The 22,747-nt window shown below is 67.3% G+C and carries 22 protein-coding genes; 7 read left to right on the forward strand and 15 right to left on the reverse strand.

Annotation, left to right across the window (positions count from 1 at the left end; translation table 11 throughout):
- Nucleotides 1-7 precede the first annotated feature (7 nt).
- The 7 genes from ssuB to OEJ36_RS07980 all read right to left on the reverse strand — a co-directional run bounded on the left by ssuB (nt 8) and on the right by OEJ36_RS07980 (nt 7,055).
- Nucleotides 8-817, reverse strand: a complete 810-nt coding sequence (ssuB, locus tag OEJ36_RS07950) for an aliphatic sulfonates ABC transporter ATP-binding protein (protein ID WP_263401027.1) — start codon at nt 815-817, stop codon at nt 8-10.
- Nucleotides 814-1,599, reverse strand: a complete 786-nt coding sequence (gene ssuC / locus OEJ36_RS07955; protein ID WP_043240389.1) for an aliphatic sulfonate ABC transporter permease SsuC — start codon at nt 1,597-1,599, stop codon at nt 814-816. Before ssuC ends, ssuB begins: the two co-directional genes overlap by 4 nt.
- Nucleotides 1,600-1,609: 10 nt before the next feature.
- Nucleotides 1,610-2,767, reverse strand: coding sequence for an FMNH2-dependent alkanesulfonate monooxygenase (gene ssuD / locus OEJ36_RS07960; protein WP_263401028.1), 1,158 nt, complete (start codon nt 2,765-2,767; stop codon nt 1,610-1,612).
- Nucleotides 2,768-2,877: 110 nt separating this feature from the next.
- The gene (locus OEJ36_RS07965) at nt 2,878-3,843 is read right to left on the reverse strand and encodes a sulfonate ABC transporter substrate-binding protein (protein ID WP_263401029.1); all 966 of its coding nucleotides are present in this window, start codon (nt 3,841-3,843) and stop codon (nt 2,878-2,880) included.
- 109 nt (nt 3,844-3,952) lie between these two features.
- On the reverse strand, nt 3,953-4,528 hold the full coding sequence (gene ssuE / locus OEJ36_RS07970; RefSeq protein WP_021222843.1) for an NADPH-dependent FMN reductase: 576 nt from the start codon (nt 4,526-4,528) through the stop codon (nt 3,953-3,955).
- 103 nt (nt 4,529-4,631) lie between these two features.
- Nucleotides 4,632-5,270 carry a peroxiredoxin gene (locus OEJ36_RS07975; protein WP_263401030.1) on the reverse strand — a complete coding sequence of 213 codons (639 nt, stop codon included), beginning with the start codon at nt 5,268-5,270 and terminating at the stop codon, nt 4,632-4,634.
- A 453-nt stretch (nt 5,271-5,723) separates the two neighbouring features.
- Nucleotides 5,724-7,055 carry an OprD family porin gene (locus OEJ36_RS07980; RefSeq protein WP_317891569.1) on the reverse strand — a complete coding sequence of 444 codons (1,332 nt, stop codon included), beginning with the start codon at nt 7,053-7,055 and terminating at the stop codon, nt 5,724-5,726.
- Between the two features lie 424 nt (nt 7,056-7,479).
- Here OEJ36_RS07980 and OEJ36_RS07985 point away from each other — a divergent pair, with 424 nt between their 5' ends.
- From OEJ36_RS07985 to OEJ36_RS08015, 7 genes are all read left to right on the forward strand, one after another.
- Nucleotides 7,480-8,451 (forward strand): aliphatic sulfonate ABC transporter substrate-binding protein, encoded by a 972-nt coding sequence (locus OEJ36_RS07985; RefSeq protein ID WP_263401032.1) that lies wholly within the window; start codon nt 7,480-7,482, stop codon nt 8,449-8,451.
- Between the two features lie 208 nt (nt 8,452-8,659).
- A complete protein-coding gene (gene tauA, locus OEJ36_RS07990; protein WP_263401033.1) occupies nt 8,660-9,640 on the forward strand; it encodes a taurine ABC transporter substrate-binding protein in 981 nt (326 codons plus the stop codon).
- A gap of 141 nt (nt 9,641-9,781) precedes the next feature.
- Nucleotides 9,782-10,564 (forward strand): taurine ABC transporter ATP-binding subunit, encoded by a 783-nt coding sequence (tauB, locus tag OEJ36_RS07995; RefSeq protein ID WP_263401034.1) that lies wholly within the window; start codon nt 9,782-9,784, stop codon nt 10,562-10,564.
- Nucleotides 10,561-11,388, forward strand: a complete 828-nt coding sequence (tauC, locus tag OEJ36_RS08000; protein ID WP_263401035.1) for a taurine ABC transporter permease TauC — start codon at nt 10,561-10,563, stop codon at nt 11,386-11,388. Before tauB ends, tauC begins: the two co-directional genes overlap by 4 nt.
- 15 nt (nt 11,389-11,403) lie before the next feature.
- The gene (gene tauD / locus OEJ36_RS08005; RefSeq protein WP_043240372.1) at nt 11,404-12,237 is read left to right on the forward strand and encodes a taurine dioxygenase; all 834 of its coding nucleotides are present in this window, start codon (nt 11,404-11,406) and stop codon (nt 12,235-12,237) included.
- Between the two features lie 260 nt (nt 12,238-12,497).
- On the forward strand, nt 12,498-14,543 hold the full coding sequence (locus OEJ36_RS08010; RefSeq protein WP_263401036.1) for an OPT family oligopeptide transporter: 2,046 nt from the start codon (nt 12,498-12,500) through the stop codon (nt 14,541-14,543).
- Nucleotides 14,544-14,658: 115 nt separating this feature from the next.
- Nucleotides 14,659-15,063, forward strand: a complete 405-nt coding sequence (locus tag OEJ36_RS08015; protein ID WP_263401037.1) for a hypothetical protein — start codon at nt 14,659-14,661, stop codon at nt 15,061-15,063.
- 124 nt (nt 15,064-15,187) lie between these two features.
- Here OEJ36_RS08015 and OEJ36_RS08020 read toward each other — a convergent pair whose 3' ends face one another.
- The 8 genes from OEJ36_RS08020 to OEJ36_RS08055 form a co-directional block, all read right to left on the reverse strand.
- Complete coding sequence (locus OEJ36_RS08020; protein WP_021222834.1) at nt 15,188-15,487, reverse strand: DUF971 domain-containing protein; 300 nt, start codon at nt 15,485-15,487, stop codon at nt 15,188-15,190.
- Nucleotides 15,487-16,452 carry a HEAT repeat domain-containing protein gene (locus tag OEJ36_RS08025; protein WP_263401038.1) on the reverse strand — a complete coding sequence of 322 codons (966 nt, stop codon included), beginning with the start codon at nt 16,450-16,452 and terminating at the stop codon, nt 15,487-15,489. Before OEJ36_RS08025 ends, OEJ36_RS08020 begins: the two co-directional genes overlap by 1 nt.
- Entirely contained in the window at nt 16,449-17,303 is an 855-nt protein-coding gene (locus tag OEJ36_RS08030) for an ABC transporter ATP-binding protein (RefSeq protein WP_263401039.1), read from the reverse strand. The genes OEJ36_RS08025 and OEJ36_RS08030 overlap by 4 nt, the downstream gene beginning before the upstream one ends.
- Nucleotides 17,303-18,082, reverse strand: a complete 780-nt coding sequence (locus OEJ36_RS08035) for an ABC transporter permease (protein ID WP_411860977.1) — start codon at nt 18,080-18,082, stop codon at nt 17,303-17,305. The genes OEJ36_RS08030 and OEJ36_RS08035 overlap by 1 nt, the downstream gene beginning before the upstream one ends.
- A gap of 72 nt (nt 18,083-18,154) precedes the next feature.
- Entirely contained in the window at nt 18,155-19,564 is a 1,410-nt protein-coding gene (locus OEJ36_RS08040) for an ABC transporter substrate-binding protein (RefSeq protein ID WP_263401040.1), read from the reverse strand.
- A 134-nt stretch (nt 19,565-19,698) separates the two neighbouring features.
- Nucleotides 19,699-19,944, reverse strand: a complete 246-nt coding sequence (locus OEJ36_RS08045; RefSeq protein WP_021222829.1) for a ferredoxin family protein — start codon at nt 19,942-19,944, stop codon at nt 19,699-19,701.
- Between the two features lie 124 nt (nt 19,945-20,068).
- Nucleotides 20,069-21,793 carry a fumarate reductase/succinate dehydrogenase flavoprotein subunit gene (locus tag OEJ36_RS08050; protein WP_263401041.1) on the reverse strand — a complete coding sequence of 575 codons (1,725 nt, stop codon included), beginning with the start codon at nt 21,791-21,793 and terminating at the stop codon, nt 20,069-20,071.
- Nucleotides 21,790-22,539 (reverse strand): GntR family transcriptional regulator, encoded by a 750-nt coding sequence (locus OEJ36_RS08055; protein WP_263401042.1) that lies wholly within the window; start codon nt 22,537-22,539, stop codon nt 21,790-21,792. The genes OEJ36_RS08050 and OEJ36_RS08055 overlap by 4 nt, the downstream gene beginning before the upstream one ends.
- Between the last annotated feature and the right edge of the window lie 208 nt (nt 22,540-22,747).

A 22,747-nucleotide genomic window follows, 5' to 3' on the forward strand; every position in this document is an offset into this window, starting at 1 on the left:
CTCGGGGTTAAAGCGCCCAACGCAACTGCGTGGGCAGGGGTGAAAAGGGTTCCGGCTCCGGTGGCGAGGCGGGTTGCGACAGCACCCGCTCCAGCACCTCGGCCTCCAGTGCCGCCAATCGCGCCGAACCACGGGGGCGGGGGCGGGGCAGTTCCACGGCGAGGTCGAGGCCGACCTCGCCGTCTTCGATCAGGATCACCCGGTCGGCGATGGCCACGGCCTCGCTGACATCGTGGGTGACCAGCAGCACGGTGAAGCCGTGCTTTTGCCAGAGGCGTTCGATCAGTTGCTGCATCTCGATGCGGGTCAGCGCATCCAGCGCGCCCAGCGGTTCGTCCAGCAGCAGCAGGCGCGGTTCGTGGATCAGGGCGCGGGCCAGGGCCACGCGCTGCTTCTGGCCACCGGACAGCGCCGCCGGCCATTCCTGGGCGCGGTCGGCCAGGCCCACGGCCTCCAGCGCTTCCAGGGCCTTGGGCCGCCAGTTGCCGGAGAGGCCGAGGCCGACGTTGTCGATCACCCGTTTCCACGGCAGCAGGCGGGCGTCCTGGAACATCAGGCGGGTGTCTTCGCGGGCATCTTCCAGCGGTGCGGAGCCGGCCAGCAGCTGCCCACGGCTGGGTTTGTCGAGCCCGGCCAGCAGGCGCAGCAGGGTGCTCTTGCCGCAGCCACTGCGGCCGACCACGGCGACGAACTGGCCGGCGGGGATCAGCAGGTCGATGTCCTTGAGCACTTCGCGCTCGCCGAACGATTTGCCGATGCTGCGTATCGCCAGCGGGATGCCGCGCTTCAGGCGTTGCGGTGTGGACAGGGCATTCATGCCGCACCTCCCTTGGCCTGGTACGCCGGGTGCCAGCGCAGCCACAGGCGCTCGAGGCCACGGGCGGCGACGTCGGCCAACTTGCCGAGCACCGCGTAGAGCAGGATCGCCAGCACCACCACATCGGTCTGCAGGAACTCACGGGCGTTCATCGCCAGGTAGCCAATGCCGGAGCTGGCGGAGATGGTCTCGGCGACGATCAGGGTCAACCACATGAAGCCGAGGGCGAAGCGCACGCCCACCAGGATCGAGGGCAGCGCGCCGGGCAGGATCACCTGGCGGAACAGGCCGAAACCGGAGAGGCCGTAGCTGCGCGCCATTTCCACCAGCGCCGGGTCGACGTTGCGGATGCCGTGGTAGGTGTTGAGGTAGATGGGGAACAGGGTGCCGAGGGCGACGAGGAAGATCTTCGCCGACTCATCGATGCCGAACCACAGGATCACCAGCGGGATCAGCGCCAGGTGCGGCACGTTGCGGATCATCTGCACCGAGCTGTCGAGCAGGCGCTCGCCCCATTTCGACAGGCCGGTGATGAAGCCCAGCAGCAGGCCGATGCCGCCACCGATGGCGAAGCCGATACCGGCGCGCCAGCCGCTGATGGCCAGGTGGGTCCAGATTTCACCGCTGGAGAGCAGGTGCCAGCCCGCCGTCACCACGGCGCTGGGCGCCGGCAGGATGCGGGTGGAGAGCAGGCCGGTTTCCACGGCGATCTGCCAGGCGGCCAGCAGCGTGAAGGGCAAGGCCCAGGGCGCCAGGCGCTGGAGGATGGATTGGACGTTCATCTGTGCATCCTCAGCTCTGGGAGACCTTGAGGCGACGCTCGGGCAGCGCCTCGTTGGCGACCATCTCGCCGAAGGGGCTGACGAAGGCCAGGCCGTCACCCGTCTGCGGGCGCGCCACGTCCAGGTGGGGGAACAGCAGTTCGGCCACGCGGTAGGACTCTTCCAGGTGCGGGTAGCCGGAGAAGATGAAGGTGTCGATGCCCAGGTCGGCGTATTCCTTGACCCGCGCCGCCACCGTGGGGCCATCGCCCACCAGCGCGGTGCCGGCACCGCCACGCACCAGGCCGACGCCGGCCCAGAGGTTGGGGCTGACTTCCAGCTGGTCGCGGCGGCCGTTGTGCAGGGCAGCCATGCGTTGCTGGCCGACGGAATCGAAACGGGCAAAGGCGGCCTGGGCCTTGGCGATGGTCTCGTCGTCGAGGTTGGCGATCAGGCGGTCGGCGGCGGCCCAGGCTTCCTCGTTGGTCTCGCGCACGATCACGTGCAGGCGGATGCCGAAGCGCACGCTGCGGCCGAGCTTGGCGGCCTTCTCGCGCACCTGCTCGATCTTCTCCTTCACCGCGGCCGGCGGCTCGCCCCAGGTCAGGTACAGCTCGACCTGTTCGGCGGCCAGGTCCTGGGCAGCTTCGGAGGAACCGCCGAAGTACAGCGGCGGGCGCGGCTGCTGCAGCGGCGGGTAGAACAGTTTGGCGCCCTTCACCTGGATGTGCTTGCCGTCGTAGTCGACGGTCTCGCCCTCCAGTACGCGGCGCCAGACGCGGGTGAATTCGACGGAAGCCTCGTAACGCTCTTCATGGTTCAGGTGCAGGCCATCGGCGGCCAGCTCGTCCGGGTCGCCCCCGGTCACCAGGTTGAACAGGGCACGGCCACCGGAGAGGCGGTCGAGGGTGGCGGCCTGGCGTGCGGCGACGGTGGGCGAAATGATCCCCGGGCGCAGGGCCACGAGGAACTTCAGGCGCTGGGTCACCGGGATCAGCGAGGCGGCGACCAGCCAGGAATCCTCGCAGGAGCGGCCGGTGGGGATCAGCACACCGCCGAAACCGAGGCGGTCGGCGGCCTGGGCGATCTGCTGCAGGTAACCGTGATCGACAGCGCGGGCGCCCTCGGATGTGCCGAGGTAGTGGCCGTCGCCGTGGGTAGGCAGGAACCAGAAGATGTTGAGGCTCATCGCAATAACTCCAAAGTGAGCGCGCCGGCGTGGCGTAGCCGCGCGATGATTGTTCGTTTACGGGTATCAGGACCTTCCCCGCGCCGTCCTGGCGCGGGGCAAGGCGCAAATCACGGCTGCTGGGCGACCTTGGCAGGCGGCGTCCAGATCACGTCCTTGATGCTGAGTTTTTTCGGGATCAGCTTCAGGTCGGTGAAGGTGTCGGCGATCTTCTGCTGCGCGGCGACCACCTCCGGGGTGAGGAACTGCGCGCCGTAGCCCTGGCGCTTCACCGCGATGGCGGTGATGTCCTTGGGCAGGCCGAGTAGCGGCGCCACCTGTTCGGTGACCTTGTCCGGGTCGGCCTTGGAGTCCTCGCCCACGGCGCGCACTTCCTCCACCAGGGTGCTGATCACCTGCGGGTGCTGGGTCGCGTAGTCGCGGGTGGCCAGGTAGAACTGGTGGTTGTCCACCAGTTGGCTGCCGTTGCGCAGGGTGCGCGCCTGCAGTTGCTGCTCCGCGGCGGCCTGGAAGGGGTCCCAGATCACCCAGGCGTCGACGCTGCCACGCTCGAAGGCGGCGCGGGCATCGGCCGGGGGCAGGTACACGGGCTGGATGTCGCTGTACTTCAGGCCGGCATCTTCCAGGGCGCGGACCAGCAGGTAGTGCACGTTGGAGCCCTTGTTCAGGGCGACCTTCTTGCCGGCCAGTTCCTTGACCGACTTGATGGCCGAATCCTTCGGCACCAGGATCGCCTCGCTGGTGGGCGCCGGCGGCTCATAGGCGACGTAGAGCAGGTCGGCACCGGCGGCCTGGGCGAACACCGGCGGGGTTTCGCCGGTGACGCCGAAGTCGATGGAGCCGACGTTGAGGCCTTCCAGCAGCTGCGGGCCGCCGGGGAACTCGGTCCATTTCACCTCGATGCCCTGGTCGGCCAGGCGCTTCTCCAGCGAGCCCTTGGCCTTGAGCAGCACCAGGGTGCCGTATTTCTGATAGCCGATCCGCAAGGTCTCGGCCTGTGCCTGGGTGATGGCGCCGAAGGTGATGGCCGCTGCAAACAGGGCGACCAGGCTCCGACGCAAAGTGATGGTGCGCATGGCGCTCTCCTCGAACTCTGCTTTGAGTGTTGGTTGCGCCTGCTTGCCCGTTGCCGGGCGAGTAAGGCTTTGTTCTTGTCACCCCCGAGGGAGTGTCGTGTCGTCTTGCTCAGATGCTCCAGCGCGCATTGCGCAGGGCATCCGGGGCCAGGGGCCGCGGCCTTCTGGCCAGGGCCCGCTGGAACTGCTCCAGCGATTCATCCAGGCGCTGCTCCAGCGACGGAGCCAGCTGCACGCCACCGTTCTGGCGCTCCACCTGGCTGTCGTCGGCGAAGATGCCATGCAGCACTTCCTCGGCCTTGAGGGCCGTCAGAACGGGCCGCAGTGCGTAATCCACCGCCAGCATGTGGGCCTTGCTGCCACCGGTGGCGATGGGCAGCACGACCTTGTGTTCCAGGGCCCGCTCGGGCAACAGGTCGAGCAGGGTCTTCAGGGCACCGGCGAAGGACGCCTTGTACACCGGCGTCGCCACCAGCAGCCCGTCGGCACGGCCGACCTGTTCGATCAGGTGCTGCACCTGCGGGCTGTCGAAGCGTGCGTGCAACAGGTCCTCAGCCGGGAAGTCCCGTACCGCGAAGCCCGCCAGTTCCACCCCATGCCGCTCCAGCCACTGGCGGGCGCGGGTCAGCAGGGCTGCCGAACGCGACTCCAGGCTGGGACTGCCGGAAAGGGTTACCACCAACATCGGGACTGTTCCTCTTCGATAAAAAACGGACCGGCGCACCGGTCCGAACCCTGCTCGTAAATCCATTCGCCCGGGCCTGCTCGTGCAGGGCTGGGCGCCCGCATCAGCGGTTGGGCTGCGGGGTCAGGCGCAGGTAGGGCTTGACCGCCTTGTAGCCACGGGGGAAGCGTTGCTTGATTTCGTCCTCGTCCTTCAGCGAGGGCACGATCACCACGTCGTCGCCGTCCTGCCAGTTGGCGGGGGTGGCGACCTTGTGGCTGTCGGTGAGCTGCAGGGAGTCGATCACCCGCAGGATCTCGTTGAAGTTGCGCCCGGTGCTGGCCGGGTAGGTGATGATCAGGCGCACCTTCTTGTTCGGGTCGATGATGAACAGCGAACGCACGGTGAGGGTGTCGTTGGCGTTCGGGTGGATCAGGTCGTAGAGGCCGGAAACGGCGCGGTCGGCGTCGGCGATGATCGGGAAGTTGACCACGGTGTGCTGGGTCTCGTTGATGTCGTCGATCCACTTCAGGTGCGAGTCCACCGGGTCCACCGACAGGGCGATGGCCTTGACGCCACGGGCGGCGAATTCGTCCTTGAGCTTGGCGGTCAGGCCCAGCTCGGTGGTGCACACCGGGGTGAAGTCGGCGGGGTGCGAGAAGAGCACGCCCCAGCTGGCGCCCAGCCACTCGTGGAAACGGATGCGGCCTTCGCTGGATTCCTGTTCGAAGTCGGGGGCGATGTCGCCGAGTCTGATGCTCATCTGTGCAGCTCCTTGAGACTGGATTCGTCGTTCTGTGCGCCCACTATGCCCAGCCTCGAAGGAAATCAAAAAGAATAAATAACAATTTATTTATAACCTTAAGAGCTATATCTCCAACCACCCCCAAACACCCCGCCACCCCCTGTAGGAGCGAGCTCTGCTCGCGAACCCAGGTGCTGCCAGCGACCCGTAGGATGGGTAGAGCGAAGCAAAACCCATGCGGTCGCCGGATACTCCGCAATGATGGGTTTCGTACCTCGCGGAACGCCGCCCGCCCCAACCTGCTGGAGCGCTGAATCCACTCCCACGGGAACGCGCCGACCCTGGCACCCGTACCGTAGGAGCGAGCTCTGCTCGCGAAGCTCTGGGCGACTGAAGTCGCCCTTGTCCGAATCGCGCCCACAAAAAAGCCCCGCCTCCGCCAGGGGCGGAAGCGGGGCTCGATGAAGCTGCTTACAGCAGGGTCAGGGTGTAGCTCACGATCAGGCGGTTTTCGTCCTGGTCGCGGGTGGCGTCGCTGCGCAGGGCAGCGTTACGCCAGGACAGGCCCAGGCCTTTCAGCGGGCCGTCCTGCAGGGTGTAGTCCAGGCGGAAGTCACGCTCCCACTCGCCCTGATCCTTGCCCTGGGTCTCGATGTTGCTGCCCTTCAGGTAGGTGGCGACGGCCTTCAGGCCCGGTACGCCGGCCTTGGCGAAGTCGTAGCCGTACTCGGCCACCCAGGTGCGCTCGCCGGCGCTGAGGAACTTGCCGATCTGACGGTCGGTGATCAGGTACGCAGTGGCACCGTCACCCTGGTTCAGGAAGGGGAAGGCGCTGTCACCGGACACCTGCTGGTAGCCCAGGCTGGCGGCATGGCTGCCCAGGGTGTAGGTGAAGAAGGCGCTCCAGGTCTTGTTGTCGACTTCGTAGCGGTCGGCATCGGTGGTCGCCCAGTTGCCGGAGCTGCGGTAGCCCTCGAGGCGGCCGGCGGCGCTGGAGTTCTTGCCATCGGAGTCGCTGTAGAAGTAACGCAGGTCGGACTTCAGGGAGCCCGGGCCAACCGGCAGCACGTGGGTCAGGCCCAGGAAGTGCTGGTTGTAGAAGTCTTCCAGGTTGCCGTAGTAGTACTGGGCGGTCAGGTCCTTGGTGACCTTGTAGTCGCCGCCGGCGTAGTAGAACTTGTTGCTGAACTGGCCGGTCTGGGCGTTGTTGGCGCCACCGATGGACAGGCCACGGGCGTCGCTGGAGTTACGGCCCTTGGCGTGCTCGAGCTGGCCACCGATCAGGGTCAGGCCGTCGATTTCGTTGGAAGTGACCTGGCCACCTTCGAAGGTCTGCGGCAGCAGGCGACCGTCGTTGAAGGAGACGACCGGCAGCTTGGGCTGCAGGGTGCCGATGCGGGCCTCGGTCTTGGAGATGCGGACCTTGCCGGTCACGCCGATGCTGCCGAAATCGTCCACGGCACGGCCATCGCCTTCCGACGGGAATACGGTACCGCCGTAGGAATCGCTACCGGCGTTGTAGTGAGTGCCCTTGCCGGAATCCAGGCGTACGCCCAGCAGGCCCAATGCGTCGACGCCGAAGCCTACGGTGCCTTCGGTGTAGCCGGAGGTGTAGTTGAAGATGAAGCCTTGGCCCCACTCTTCCTGCTTGGACGGGTTGGCAGTGCCTTCGCGGTTGTCCTGGTTGATGTAGAAGTTACGCAGGCCGAGGGTGGCCTTGCTGTCCTCGACGAAACCGCCTGCGAAAGCCTGTTGGGCCAGGACGCCGGCAGCGATGGCCAAGGCCAGGGAAGATTTGTTCATGCTCATGCTCCAGATGGTGCTTGTTTCTTGGTGTTTTAAAGGTGAGGCGCGCATCGGCTGCGCTATATAGAAAAATATACAGCGAGCCATTATGACCGGATGGTCATGAATTTCCAGCATTCATTAAAGCGAAAGCACCCCACCCCGGATGGCTGGCAATCTAGGGCAAGGTGCCTAAGGCTTAAAAAGAATTTATTGTCACTTTATTGTAACTAAATCGCATAAAAAGCATCACGGACGAGCTTTGAACCCGTTCTCATCTCGCCGCATAAGCTAATGATTAAAAATTATTGGTCCCGGTGTTTTTAGATCACCTAGCTTCTCGCCACCGGACAACCGGACGAACGTCCCGCTTTCTCATGGAAAGCAGGCTCCCCGTTCCGGCCTCCCGCGATCGTCGGCAGGCGTATCCGAGAGGTTCACCATGGCCCAGGCCACTCCCTTTACCCGTACCGCCCTGCTCGCCCTCGCCCTGGGCATCGGCCTGCTGGTCGCACTGCCCGTGGACGCCGCCAGCCAGCAGCTGCGCATCGGCTTCCAGAAGTCCTCGACCCTGATCACCCTGCTCAAGTCCCAGGGCAGCCTGGAGCGCGAGCTGGCCAAGCAGGACATCGCCATCAGTTGGCACGAATTCCCCAGCGGGCAACCGCTGCTGGAAGCGCTCAACCTGGGCAATGTCGACCTCTCGGCCGATGTCGCCGACACGGTGCCGGTGTTCGCCCAGGCGGCGGGCGCGCAACTTACCTATTTCGCGCAGGAAGCGCCATCACCTTCCGCCCAAGGGATCCTGGTGCACGCGGACTCGCCACTTAAAAGCCTCGCCGACCTCAAGGGCCGCACCGTGGCGGTGACCAAGGCCGCCGGCAGCCACTACCTGCTGATTGCCGCCCTGAACAAGGCCGGGCTGAAGTTCTCCGACATCAAGCCCGCCTACCTCACCCCCGCCGACGGCCGCGCCGCCTTCGAGAACCACAAGGTCGATGCCTGGGTCACCTGGGAGCCCTTCCTCAGCAGCGCCCGCCAGCAGTTGCCGACCCGCACCCTCAGCGACGGCGCGCACCTGGCCGACTACCAGCGCTATTACCTGACCAGCACCGCCTTCGCCAAGGCCAACCCGGCGGTGCTGCAGACGGTGTTCGACGAGCTGGTGAAGGCCGGCGACTGGCTGCGCGCCAACCCCCGCGAGGCGGCCGAGGTGCTCGGCCCGCAGTGGGGCGGGCTGGCGCCGGCGATCGTCGAGCAGGCCAACGCCCACCGCAGCTACCAGGTGCGCGCCGTGCAACCGGCCAGCCTCGGCGAGCAGCAAAAGATCGCCGACGCCTTCTTCGCCGAAGGCCTGCTGCCGAAGAAGGTCGACGCCCTGGCCCTGCCCGTCTGGGAGCCCGGCACCCACTGATCGCCCCGAGGGCCCGCGAGCCGGGCCCTCGGTCCCACCGGGCAAGTAGCCAGCACTCATAAGCTAATGACTAAATATTATTTATTCGGAGTTTTTTAGATCATTTAGATTTGCTTCACCGGACCGCCGGACACCTACAGAACACACCCGATTCCCGTCCCGTGGCCCGGCCTCCAAACCGGCCCGTCGCCTGTTTAGGAGCACCACCATGATCAGCTCTCTGTTCCCCCGTCGCCTGCTGGCGGCACTGACCCTCGGCGGCCTGGCCATTACCGCGCAGGCCGCGGACTTCACCGTCGCCTACCAGACCACCGTCGACCCGGCGAAGGTCGCCCAGGCCGATGGCGCCTATGAAAAGGCCAGCCACTCGAAGATCGACTGGCGCAAGTTCGATGGTGGCGCCGAAGTCATCACCGCCGTCGCCTCCGGTGACGTGCAGATCGGCTACGTCGGCTCCAGCCCCCTGGCTGCCGCCGCCACCCGCCAACTGCCGATCCAGACCTTCCTCATCGCCACCCAGATCGGCGACGCCGAAGCCCTGGTCGCCCGCAACGGCGCCGGCATCAGCAAGCCCGAAGACCTGATCGGCAAGAAGATCGCCGTGCCCTTCGTCTCCACCGGCCACTACAGCCTGTTGGCCGCGCTCAAGCACTGGAAGATCGACCCCAGCAAGGTAACCATCCTCAACCTCGCGCCGCCGGCCATCATCGCCGCCTGGCAGCGTGGCGACATCGACGCCACCTACGTATGGGACCCGGCCCTGGGCGTGGCCAAGTCTTCCGGCAAGGTGCTGATCAGCTCCGGCGAGCTGGGCAAGCTGGGCGCGCCCACCTTCGACGCCTGGATCGTGCGCAAGGACTTCGCCGAGAAACACCCCGAAGTGGTCAGCGCCTTCGCCAAGGTCACCCTCGACGCCTACGCCGCCTACCGCAAGGACCCGCAAGCCTGGCTGGCCGACAAGGCCAACATCGACAAGGTCGTGAAGCTCTCCGGTGCCAAGGCCGAAGACATCCCGCTGCTGCTGCAGGGCAACGTCTTCCCGCTGGCCGCCGACCAGGCCACCGCCCTGGGCGCGCCGACCACCCAGGCCATCACCGAGACCGCCACCTTCCTCAAGGAGCAGGGCAAGGTCGAGGCAGTGCTGCCGGACTACACCCCTTATGTAAGCAGCCAATACGTCACCAACTGATCGGCTGCGCGTCAGCGGGGCGTTGTTGAAAACGACCTTGGCTTGCTCACTTACAGACGTAAGCTCCGCAGCCTCGGTCGTTTTCGCCTAGCCCCGCTCTAGCTCGCTCGATCAGACTCATTTAGAAGAGCGCAAAAGAAAATGGCCTTACTCCAGCTGGAGCGCATCAGCGCACAGTACCCCGGCACGGCCGAGCCGGTACTGACCGACATCTCCCTCAGCCTCGGGCCACAGCAACTGCTGGTCGCCCTGGGGCCTTCCGGCAGCGGCAAGACCACGCTGCTCAACCTCATCGCCGGCTTCGTGCCGCCCAGCGACGGGCAGATCAGCCTCGACGGCAAGCCCGTGCAGGGCCCCTCCGCCGAGCGCGGCGTAGTGTTCCAGGACGACGCCCTGCTGCCCTGGCAGAACGTGCTCGGCAACGTCGCCTTCGGCCTCGAACTGGCCGGCGTCCCCCGCGCCCAGCGTGAAGCCAAGGCCCGCGAGATGCTCGCCCTGGTGGACCTCGCCGGCTTCGACACGCGGCAGACCTGGGAGCTCTCCGGGGGCCAGCGCCAGCGCGTCGGCATCGCCCGCGCCCTGGCCGCCGACCCGCGTGTGCTGCTGATGGACGAACCCTTCGGCGCACTGGATGCCTTCACCCGCGAACAGATGCAGGAGCTGCTGCTGCAGGTCTGGCAGCGTGCCGCCAAGCCGGTGTTCCTGATCACCCACGACATCGAGGAAGCGGTATTCCTCGCCACCGACCTGATCCTGCTGTCGCCCAACCCGGGGCGCATCAGCGAACGCCTGAGCCTCGACTTCGGCCGCCGCTACGCCGCCGGTGAAAGCGCGCGGGCGATCAAGTCCGACCGGCAATTCATCGAAACCCGCGAACACGTCCTCGCCCAGGTCTTCGCCGAACGGCAAAGGAGAAGCGCATGAGCAGCCTCGACCTGCCCCTGCTGGAAAAAGCAGCGGCGCCCGCACCGCGCCCCTGGCGCCTCTCCACCTTCGCCATCAGCAGCCTGACCCTCGCCGGCCTGCTGCTGGTCTGGTGGGCCGTCACCACCGCCGGCCTGGTGGAGCCGCTGTTCCTGCCCAGCCCCCAGGCGGTGCTGCGCAAGGGCTGGCTGCTGGCCACCCAGGGCTATATGGATTCCAGCCTCTGGGCGCACCTGCTGGCGAGCCTCGCGCGCATCGGCACCGCCCTGCTGGCCGCCGTGCTCACGGCCATCCCCCTGGGCATCGCCATCGGCCGCAACCGCGTGGCCCGGGGCATCTTCGACCCGCTGATCGAGTTTTACCGGCCGATCCCGCCGCTGGCCTACCTGCCGCTGATCGTCATCTGGTGCGGCATCGGCGAGCTGTCCAAGGTGCTGCTGATCTTCCTCGCCATCTTCGCGCCCATCGCCATCGCCACCGCCACCGGCGTGCGCAACGTCAACCCGGCGCGCCTGCGTGCCGCGCAGTCCCTCGGCGCCACCCAGGCGCAGCTGATCCGCCACGTGATCCTGCCCAGCGCCCTGCCGGACATCCTCACCGGCGCGCGCATCGGCCTCGGTGTTGGCTGGTCGACCCTGGTCGCCGCCGAGCTGGTGGCCGCCACCCAGGGCCTGGGCTTCATGGTGCAGTCAGCGGCACAGTTCCTGGTCACCGACGTCGTGGTGCTCGGCATCCTCGTCATCGCCCTGGTCGCCTTCGCCCTGGAACTCGGCCTGCGGGCCCTGCAGCGCAAGCTCGTGCCCTGGCACGGGCAGAACCACTGATTCGAGACAACCGCCATGAGCCTGCACATCACCCCCCTCAGCCCCGCCCTCGGCGCCCTTATCGGCGGCGTCGACCTGCGTGAGCCGCTGAGCGCCGAACACCGCGACGGCATCGAAGCCGCCCTGCTCCAGCACCAGGTGCTGTTCTTCCGCGCCCAGCCCCTGGAACCGACCCAGCAGGCGCGTTTCGCCGCCCAGTTCGGCGACCTGCACATCCACCCGATCTACCCCAACATCCCCGAGCAGCCGGAAGTGCTGGTGCTCGACACCGCCGTCACCGACGTGCGCGACAACGCCCTTTGGCACACCGACGTCACCTTCATGGAAACCCCGGCCCTGGGCGCCGTGCTCAGCGCCAAGCTGCTGCCACCGGTGGGCGGCGACACCCTCTGGGCCAGCAGCAGCGCCGCGTTCGAGGCCCTCTCCGCGCCCCTGCAACGGATGCTCGAAGGCCTCACCGCCACCCACGACCTGGCCCGCTCATTCCCCGAGGAACGCTTCAGCCTGACGGCGGACGAACGCGAGAAGCTGGAAGCGGCCAAGCGCAAGCACCCGCCGGTCAGCCACCCGGTGGTGCGCACCCATCCGGTCACCGGGCGCAAGGGCCTGTTCGTCAGCGAAGGCTTCACCACGCGCATCAACGAACTCACCGCCGCCGAGAGCGACGCCCTGCTGCGCTTCCTCTTCGCCCATGCCACGCGCCCGGAATTCACCCTGCGCTGGCGCTGGCAGGAAAACGACGTGGCCTTCTGGGACAACCGCATCACCCAGCACTTCGCCGTCGACGACTACCGCCCCGCCCGCCGCGTGATGCACCGCGCCACCATCCTTGGTGACAAGCCGTTCTGAGCGGTTCCTGCACATTTCTGTAGGAGCGAATTCATTCGCGAAGCAGCCTGCAAGGCTGCCATTCGCAACACCGGGGACCGCTTCGCGCTCCTTTCGCGAATGAATTCGCTCCCACGATTCGCCCCTACAGGGTGTCAACGCGAACACCATGACCGATCCCTGCACGTTCACGTCCGTTCCCTGCAACCAATGGCCGCACCCGCTGGTCTAGGCTCTCCCCTGTCGGCAAAATGCGCGCCGGCATACCTTTGGAGAGCCCCATGACGGACCGCGTCCCCGACCATCTCGACCTGCCCGAACTGACCCTGCGCGGGCTGGTCCTCGGCGCGCTGATCACCCTGGTGTTCACCGCGTCCAACGTCTACCTCGGCCTCAAGGTCGGGCTGACCTTCGCCTCGTCGATCCCCGCTGCGGTGATCTCCATGGCGGTGCTGCGCTACTTCAAGGGTTCGAACATCCTCGAAAACAACATGGTGCAGACCCAGGCCTCGGCGGCCGGCACCCTGAGCTCGATCATCTTCATCCTCCCCGGCCTGCTGATGATCGGCTACTGGGCGGGCTTCCCCTTCTGGCAGACGGCGGCCATCTGCGCCATCGGCGGCATCCTCGGCGTGCTCTACACCATTCCCCTGCGCCGGGTGATGGTGGTGCAGAGCGAACTGCCCTACCCCGAAGGCGTGGCGGCGGCGGAAATCCTCCGCGTCGGCAGCGACGACGAAGCCGAGACCGATGGCAAGCCGGCCACCCGTGACAAGAACGAGCCCGGCCTGCGCGACATCCTCGGTGGCGGCCTGGTGGCCGCGGCCTTCAGCCTGTGCAGCAGCGGCTTCAAGGTGCTGGGCGAAGGCATCAGCGTCTGGGCCACCGCCGGGCAGACGGCCTTCCGCTTCACCACCGGCTTTTCCTTCGCCCTGGTGGGCGCGGGCTACCTGATGGGCATCACCGCCGGCATCGCCATCCTCGTCGGCGTGCTCATCTGCTGGGGCGTCGCGGTGCCGCTGCTCACGGTCAATGCCACCCCGGCCGCCGGCCAGGCCATCAGCGAGCTGGCCACCCAGCTGTGGAGCTCCCAGGTGCGCTTCCTCGGCGCCGGCACCATCGGCATCGCCGCGCTCTGGACCCTGGCCACTCTGTTCAAGCCCATGGCCCAGGGCGTGTGGACCTCGCTACAGGCCGTGCGCGGCAAGGGCGAGATCAGCACCGAACGCACCGAGCGCGACATGTCGGCACGGGCCATCCTGCTGCTGGCGGGCATCCTGCTGCTGGCGCTGTTCGGCGTGTTCGGCTTCTTCCTCCACGAGGCGGCGCCGGAACTCACCGGCCTCGGCTTCTGGGGCCTGGTTTCCGGCTGCGTGCTGTTCGCCTTCTTCTTCGGCTTCCTGATCGCCGCCGCCTGCGGCTACATGGCCGGCCTGGTGGGTTCCTCCAGCAGCCCGATCTCCGGCATCGGCATCATCGCGGTGATCCTCGTCTCGCTGCTGATCCTCGGCATGGGCAGCCTGGAATCCGGCCTGCTGCAACTGGCCGGCGGCAAGGTCGCCATCGCCCTGGCCCTGTTCACCACCGCCGTGGTGCTGGCCATCGCCGCCATCTCCAACGACAACCTGCAGGATCTGAAGACCGGCTACCTGGTAGGCGCCACGCCCTGGCGCCAGCAGGTGGCGCTGATCGTCGGCTGCCTGGCGGGCGCCCTGGTCATCCCCCCGGTGCTCGACCTGCTCTACAACGCCTACGGCTTCGCCGGCGCCCTGCCCCGTGAGGGCATGGACCCGCAGCAAGCCCTGGCCGCGCCCCAGGCGACCCTGCTCACGGCCATCGCCAGCGGCATTTTCAAGAACGCGCTGAACTGGAACATGATCCTCATCGGCGTGGTGCTGGGCGTCGCCCTGATCCTCGTCGACCTGGCCCTGCGCCGCACCAGCAAGGCCAGCCTGCCGGTGCTGGCGGTGGGCCTGGGCATCTACCTGCCGCCCACCATCGGCATGACCCTGGTGATCGGCGCCGCACTGGGCTGGCTGATCGACAGCCGCCTGCAGAAGCGCGCCATCGCCGCCGGGCAGGACCCGGACGCCTATGCCGAAGTCCCGCGTCGGCGCGGCGTGCTGCTGGCCTCGGGGCTGATCGTCGGCGAGAGCCTGATGGGCATCCTGCTCGCCGGGCTGATCGGCGGCAGCGGCGAGGACGCCCCGCTGGCCCTGGTGGGCGCGGGCTTCGCAAGCACCGCCGAGTGGCTGGGCCTAGTGGTATTCGTCATCGTCTGCGTAGGCTTCTGTCGTCATGTGCTGAGGTCGCAACGCAGTTCCTGAAACGCGTGTGAACCCCTTGGCAAACCTGGCCGTTCCCCCCTTTTTCGGGGGGAACTGTCGCTATGCTGGCTGCCTAACTGGAGTGAGAATCAACACAGACAGGGCCCCGTCAGCCATGAGTGCAGCCATCTACATAGTTCCGGAAAAGCCCCTCGCGGGCATCGATGACTTCGTCAACGGCAAAGCCGTGGCCAGCGTGGACGAGGTCGAGCTCGACGAGCTGTGCAAACGGCTCAAGGTGAAATCCCTCTGGGCGTTCGTCAGCCAGGACCCGGGCGACTTCGCCGACCTACTGGAAGAAAGCGAAGCGCTGGATCTCAGCGACAGCCTGCCCGACGAACAATGGTTCGCCGCCGAGGACGGCCTCAAGACCGTGCGTGCCCTGCAGGGCCACCTGGTCACCGAGCCGCGCGCGCTGTCCAATTCCACCGACTTCCTCGAAGACCTGCAGGAATACGAGTGGGTGCTCAACGCCCTCGCCGAGCAGGAAATCCGCTGGCACTTCGAAGTGGATTTCTAAGCACCGATTCACCCGGGAGCGCGTGAACCGCTCCCCTGCCCGACAGGGCAGACCTTCGGCCTGCTGGGCGAATGAATTCGCCCCTACACCGATTCCCGCGCCTCTCGGCTCCGTAGCCCGGGCTTCAGCCCGGGACCGTCGGCGCCTCGGCCAATCCCCGCAGGTATTCCCAAGGATAGATCCCGCGTTCGTGCCCATCGCTGAACACCAGCTGCACGCCGTAGCCCTGTGGGTGGATGGCGGTGAGGCGCACCGCCTCGTCCACCAGGGCGATGGCGCCACGCAGGCGCGCCGCCTTGCACTGCGAGCAGGGGCAGGCGCCGCGCAGGCGGGCGTGGCTGATGGCCTGCTGCTCGCCATCGCGCCATTCCAGGGTCAGGCGCCCTTCGCTGCGGGCGTTGCGCAGGCCGGCGGGGGCATCCATCAGGCCGCCCCTTGCAGTTGCACCAGAGCGATGCGCACCGCCTTGCGCACTTCCGGGTCGCCGTCGGCTTCCGCCGCGCGCAGGGCCGGCACGGCCCAGGTATCCCCCAGCTCACCCAGGGCCAGCGCGGCTTCCTTGCGCAGGTTGGCGATGCCGTGCACCAGCAGGCCGGCGAGCCCCGGCCCGGCCGGACGGTGGCGCAACCGGCCAAGGGCGCGAGCGGCGCGCAGGCGCACCTGCCAATAGGCGTCATCCAGGGCGGCGAGCAGTGCCGGGCCGGCAGCATCCAGGCCCACCTTGCCGAGGGTGGTGGCGGCTTCTTCGCGCACCTGCCAGGCCTCGTCGGCCAGGGCCGCGCGCAGCGCCGGCAGCACGCTGGCGTCGCTGGCCAGGCCCAGGGCGCCGGTGGCGGCGCGGCGGACCTCGGTGTCCGGGTCATCGCTGGCCAGGCGCGCCAGGGCCGGCAGCGCATCGCTGCGCTTGAGCCAGCCGAGGATACCCACCGCCTCGCGGCGCACCCCGGCTTCGGCATCGTCCAGGGCATACAGCGCCGGCGTGGCGGCGGCGTCCAGGCGCAGCTCGCGCAGGGCGCGCAGTGCACTGGCGCGGACGAAGGCGTCGGCATGGCGCACCCAGGGCAGGATCAGTTCCCCCGCTTCCGTGCTCTTCAGCTCGCTCAGGCTCTGCGCGGCGGCCAGGCGCACGGCTTCGTCGCCATCGGCCAGGGCGGCGCAGAGGGCCTGCACCACATCGGGCTCTTCCCAGGCTTCCAGCAGGCGCGCAGCCTCGGCGCGCACCTCGGCGGCGGCGTCGGCCACCAGGGCGTCGGTGAGCCAGGGCAGGCCTTCGGGGTCTTCCAGGTCGGCCAGCTCGATCAGGGCGATGCGGCGCACGCCGGCGTCCTCATCGGCGAGGCGCGGCAGCAGGTCGAGAATCTCGGGGTTGTCGGTTTCACGGTGGGTCATAGGGCGACTCGCAAGGGCGGGTGGTCGGTGGGCAGGCCGAGCGGGGTCAGGCGCGGCAGTTCGCGGCCTTCCTCGTGGCGCAGCAATTCCAGGCAGTGGCGCTTGAGGTGGGTGAAGCCGGGGCTGGTCAGCAGGCTGGCGCGGCGCGGCCGTGGGAAATCGAGGCGCAGGTCCTCGATGAAGCGGCCGGGGCGCGGGCTCATCACCAGAATGCGGTCGGCGAGGAACAGCGCCTCGTCGATGTCGTGGGTGACGAACACCACCGTGGTGCGGATGCGCGTCCAGATATCCAGCAGCAGCTCCTGCATGCGCGAACGGGTTTGCGCGTCGAGGGCGCCGAAGGGCTCGTCCATCAGCAGCAGGCGCGGCCGGTTGATCAGTACGCGGGCGATCTCGGCGCGCTGCTGCATGCCACCGGAGAGCTGCGCGGGCCAGCGCCCGGCGAAGTCGGCAAGGCCCACCAAGCCCAGGAACTCGGCAGCCTGGCGACGGCGCTCGTGCTTGCCGATGCCCTGCATCTTCAGGCCGAAGGCGACGTTGTCGAGCACGCTGCGCCAGGGCAGCAGGGTGTGGTGCTGGAACACCATGCCGCGCTCCGGCGAGGGCCCGGCCACGGCGCGCCCGTCCACTTCCAGGGTGCCGGTACGCGGCCGCAGGTGCCCGGCCAGGGCACCGAGCAGAGTGGACTTGCCGCAACCCGAGGGACCGAGGATGCAGACGAACTCGCCGGGGGCGATGGAGAAGTCCACCGCCTGCACGGCGTCGAAGGCCTGGGCGCCCTCGCCGAGGCGGATGGACAGCTGCCGGCCCTCGATGCGGCCGGATTCGACGACCTGTTCGAAGGCGCTCATCAGGCGTTCCTCCGCGTGCGGTACCAGGGCGTGGCGAGGCCGCCGAGGCGCTTCACCAGGCCGCTGCTGCCCATGCCCAGCAGGCCGATCAGCAGCATGCCGACGACGATGTCCGGGTAGTTCTGGATGGTGTAGGACTCCCAGGTGTAATAGCCGATGCCGAACTGCCCGGAAATCATCTCGGCGGTGACCAGGCAGAACCACGAGGTGCCCATGCCGATGGCCAGGCCGGTGACGATGCTCGGCGCGGCGCCGGGCAGGATCACCTCACGCAGGATGGCCAGGCGCCCGGCACCCAGGCTGCGTGCCGAGGCCACCAGGCGCGGGTCGACGCCTTCGACGCCGTGCACGGTGTTGAGCAGGATGGGGAACAGCGCGCCGGTGAAGGTGATGAACACCATCGACAGCTCCGAGGACGGGAACATCAGGATGGCCAGGGGAATCCAGGCCACCGCCGGGATCGGCCGCAGCACTTCCAGGGGCGGCAGCAGGCTGTACTCGGCCCAGCGCGAACGGCCGATGGCCAGGCCCAGCAGCACGCCGACGATGGCGGCGGCCAGGTAGCCGGCGAACACCCGCGCCAGGCTGCTGGAAAGGTGCGGCAGCAGCTTGCTGGAATGCACCAGCTGCCAGGCGACCTCCAGCACCGCGCCGGGGGTGGGCACGTAGCTGAAGGTGATCAGCCCCAGGTCCAGCCGCGCCGTGGCTGCCAGCTGCCAGAACAGCAGGCAGGCGGCCAGGGAGGCGAGGCGCAGGGGCCAGCGAAAGAGAGATGTCATGGGCTTCTCCTGCAGGTTGGCGCCAAGCGGAGCGCGGCCCGACAGGGCCCCGCTCGGCACCGGCCTACGTATTCAGCGGCTGGCCAGGGCCTGCTTCTGGTTGGCACTGGTGAAGTCCAGCGCGGTGCCGCCATTGGCCTGGGCGTAACGCTCGGCCTGGTCCTTGAGCAGGAAGGCGGAAAGCTCGCCCTTGTCGTTGCGCACGAACCAAGCCTGGTTGGCCAGCAGCTTGATGCCGCTGTCGGTGGCCTGGGCATAGATGGCGCGGATGTCCTTGCCCTCCTGCTCCAGCTGCGCCAGGGCGGCCAGGGCCGCTTCCGGGGAGGCGTAGTGGCGCACCTTGTCTTCGCCGCGCACCCAGATCTGCGCCAGACGCTTGAAGTCGGTAATCGGCTTACCGGTGGCGGCGTCCTTGGCCACCAGCGGCAGCGGGGCGTAGTTCTTCAGCGCCTTGTCGTAGTCCTGCCCGGCGTCCTTGAAGGCCGCGCGGATGAAGCGGTCATCGATGAACTTGCCGGTGTCCAGGCCGCGGTCGGTCTTCTTCAGCAGCTTGAGGGTGTCGATGGAGGTGGCCACCGCCTGGCGGTATTCCGGCTTCCAGGTGAGGTCGCGGGTCTGCAGGCCGAGGGGGCCGTGGAACAGGTAGTTCACCTCGGCCTCGATGCCGGTGACCTTCTCGATCAGCTCGCTGTACTTCTCCGGCTCGGCGGCGAACAGGCGGTCGGCCTCCAGGCTGGCGCGCAGGTAGGCGGTGACCACTTCCGGGTACTTCTCGGCATAGGCGGCATCCACCAGCGCACCGTGGAAGGTCGGCGCCTCGGCCTGGGAGCCGTCGTAGATCTTCCGCGCGAAGCCACGGTTGGGGAACAGCTCGGCAAAGGGCACGAAGTCGGCGTGGGCCTCGATGCGGTTGCTGCGCAGGGCGGAGCCGGCGATCTCCGGCGGCTGGGCGATGATGCGCACGTCCTTCTCCGGGTCCCAGCCCTGTGCGGCGATAGCGCGCAGCAGCATGCCGTGGGCGGTGGAGGCGAAGGGCACGGAGATGGTCTTGCCCTTGAGCTCGGCGATGGACTGCACGCTGGATGAGGCCGGCACCACGATGCCGTTGCCGCTGCCCCGGGTGCTGCCCGAAAGCACGCTGATGAACAGGCTGCGCTTGCCGGCGTCGAGGTGGGCGACGCCATTGAAGGAGCCGGGGAAGTCGGCCATGGCGCCGAAATCCAGCTTGCCGGCGACCATCTCGTTGGTCAGGGGCGCGCCGCTGGTGAAGTTCTTCCACTCCACCTCGTAGTGGGCGTCCTTGTACTTGCCGTCATGGGGCAGGTACTTCTCCAGCAGGCCCAGCTCGCGGATCAGCAAGCCGCCAGTGGCGCAGTTGATGGTGGTGTCCTGGGTGCCGATGGCGATGCGGATGGTCTCGGCGGAGGCGGACGCGGTGGTAACGGCCAGCGCGAGGCCGGCGATGGTTGCACGTAGGCTCATGGTTCCCCTCGAATCATTGGTCTGGTTGTCGTCTCCGCCACATCGTCGGTGGTGGGAAACGAGGGGTCTTGCAGGCAAGGCGTCCGGCGGCGGGCCGGATGGCGGTCGTTGTATTTTTTGGCGGGCGGAACCGGTCAACGCAGCAGGTAGGGGATCTCCACCTTCACCGCGCCGGTCGGGCAATCCTTCTCGCAGGGCATGCAGTACCAGCACTCGTCGAAGGCCATATAGGCCTTCTGGGTCGCCGGGTTGATGGCCAGCAGGTCCATCGGGCAGACCTCGACGCACACGGTGCAGCCCTTGTGGGCGATGCACTTGTCTTCGTCGACCGTCACCGGCGCGCTGCTGCGGAAGAAGATTTCCTGGGGTTGAAAGGCCATGTCACGGGTCCTTGGAGCCTTGGGCTCTCTGTTTTGTAGGGTGGGCTTCAGCCCACCGGGAAAGCCCTGCGTAGCGCCATTTGGTGGGCTGAAGCCCACCCTACGGTTGAATGAAAAGCGCGGGTTAGGCGGCTTCGGTCTTCACCCGCAGGCGGTCGTAGGCGCTTTGTTCTTCCGCATCCAGGGCGATCAGGTAGGGCTCCACCGGCTTCTTGAAGCTGGTCATGGCGCCGTCATCGCCCTTCTTCAGGTGGCAGTGGCAGAACCACTCGGCGTCGTTGCGCTCGGGGTGGTCGACGCGGTGGTGGTAGAGGCCCCAGCGGCTCTCCTCGCGGAACAGCGAGGCGCGGGCGGCCATCTCGGCGCAATCGCGGATCACGCTGACTTCCATGGCGCGCATCAGCTCGTGGGGGTTGTTGGCCTTCATCTGCCCGAGGTCGCGTTCGATCTCGGCGAAGCGGGTCAGGCCGATCTCCATCTTCTTGGTCACCTTGGGCGGCTGCAGGTAGTCGTTGACCATGCGCCGCAGCTTGTACTCCACCTGGGCCGGCGGCAGGCCGTGCTCGCGGTTCAGCGGTGCGTAGACCCGCTCGCGCTCGCGCTCCACCTGGGCCGGGTCGACGGCGGCAAAGTCACGCCCGGCCACGTAGTCGGCGGCGTTGATGCCGGCGAACCAGCCGTAGGTGAAGGCGCCGAGCATGTAGTTGTGCGGCACGGCGGCCATGTCGCCGGCGGCGTAGAGGCCCTTCACCGAAGTCTCGGCCTTCTCGTTGACCCACACGCCCGAGGCGGAGTGGCCGGAGCAGAAGCCGATCTCGGAGATGTGCATCTCCACCATCTGCTGGCGGTAGTCGGTGCCCCGGCCGGCGTGGAACTGGCCACGGCTGGGGCGCTCGTTGCTGTGGAGGATCTCCTCGATGGTCTGGATGGTTTCCTCGGCCAGGTGGTCCAGCTTGAGGAACACCGGGCCGTTGCCGCCTTCGAGCTCCTGGTGGAACTCCCACATCATCTGGCCGCTCCAGTAGTCGCACTCGATGAAGCGTTCACCCTTGTTGTTGGCCGTGTAGCCGCCCAGGGGGCCGGTGACGTAGGCACAGGCGGGGCCGTTGTAGTCCTTGATCAGCGGGTTGATCTGGAAGCACTCGAGGTTCGCCAGCTCGGCCCCGGCGTGGTAGGCCATGGCGTAGCCGTCGCCGGCGTTGGTGGGGTTCTCGTAGGTGCCCATCAGGTAGCCCGAGGACGGCAGGCCCAGGCGCCCGGCGGCGCCGCAGGCGAGGATCACCGCCTTGGCGCGGATCACCTGGAAATCGCCGCTGCGGCAGTCGAAGCCGAGCACGCCGCAGGCGGCGCCCGCCTCGTCCAGCAGCACGCGGGTGGTGACCAGGCGGTTGGTGATGTTCACCCGCGCACGCTTGAGCTGGCGGTAGAGCACCTTCTTGATGTCGTGGCCCTCGGGCATCGGCAGCACGTAGGCGCCCATGTGGTGGACCTTCTTCACCGCGTAGTCGCCGGTCTCGTCCTTCTCGAACTTCACGCCCCAGCGGTCCAGCTGCTCGATGGTCTCGAAGCTGTGGGTGGCGTAGGCGTAGACGGCGGCCTGGTTGACGATGCCGTCGTTGGCCACGGTGATTTCCTTGGTGTACTGCTCGGGCGTCGCGTGGCCGGGGATGATGGCGTTGTTCAGGCCGTCCATGCCCATGCTGATGGCGCCGCTGCGCTTGACGTTGGCCTTGTCCACCAGCAGCACGCGCAGCTCACGGTTCTTCTCCTTGGCCTTGATCGCGGCCATGGGGCCGGCGGTGCCGCCGCCGATGACGACGATGTCGTATTCCTGCTCCAGGGTGTTCATGCCTGTGCTCCCTTCTGGCGGTCGATGCGCAGGCGGTACTGGAAGGCATCGCCGCGGTAGTAGAGGTGTTCGAAGTCCAGCGGCGCGCCGTCGGCGGTGTGGGTCAGGCGCTCGATGCGCATGATCGGCGAGCCCTCCTCCACCTCCAGGGCCTGGGTCAGGTCGCTGTCGGCGAGCACGGCGTCGATGGCCAGGTCGGCGTGGCCCAGGGGGATGCCGCAGTCGTTCTCGAGAATGAGGAAGATGTCGCGGGTGACCAGGTCGGCCTTCTCCAGCTTCTCGCCCACCGCCAGGGGCAGCCAGGTGAGCTCCAGGGACACCGGCTCGCGGTTGATCAGGCGCACGCGCTTGATCTCGATCACCGGGCTGCCCTCCTCCACCTGCAGCCGCTCGGCCACCAGCGCGCTGGCCGGTACCTGCTTGAAGCTGCGCAGGCGGTTGAGCACCTCGTAGCCCATCTGGGTCATGGACTCGGCCAGGCCCTGCAGGGTGGAGACGTTCTGGAAGGCCTTGGGCTTGGCGACGAAGGTGCCCTTGCCGTGGATCTTGAAGATCAGCCCTTCCTTCTGCAGGTCACCCAGCGCCTGGCGCACGGTGATGCGGCTGACGTCGAAGGCCTTGCCCAGCTCGCTTTCCGAGGGCATGCGGCTGTGGGGTGGATAGGTGCCATCGAGGATGCGCCCACGCAGCAGCTCCTTGAGCTGGCTGTAGAGGGGCACTGGGGAAAGGGGAAGCAGTTCGGCCATGTCGTTCGCTCGCGATCCTGACTTGTTATAACAAGTTATGGCGCGAGGATAGCGAGCATAAGTACCGCAGCGGAAATACCGTTATCGAATAAGAATAGAAGCCGGCACGAACGGATTTTGTAGGGGCGACTTCAGTCGCCAAGCAGGCCGAAGGCCTGCCCTGCCTGGCTCTCAAGGGGCTGCTGTGCCGCCCTCGCCCTGGGCGAAT

Source organism: Pseudomonas sp. PDM13 (genome assembly GCF_025685765.1).
Classification (GTDB): Bacteria; Pseudomonadota; Gammaproteobacteria; order Pseudomonadales; family Pseudomonadaceae; genus Metapseudomonas; species Metapseudomonas solani.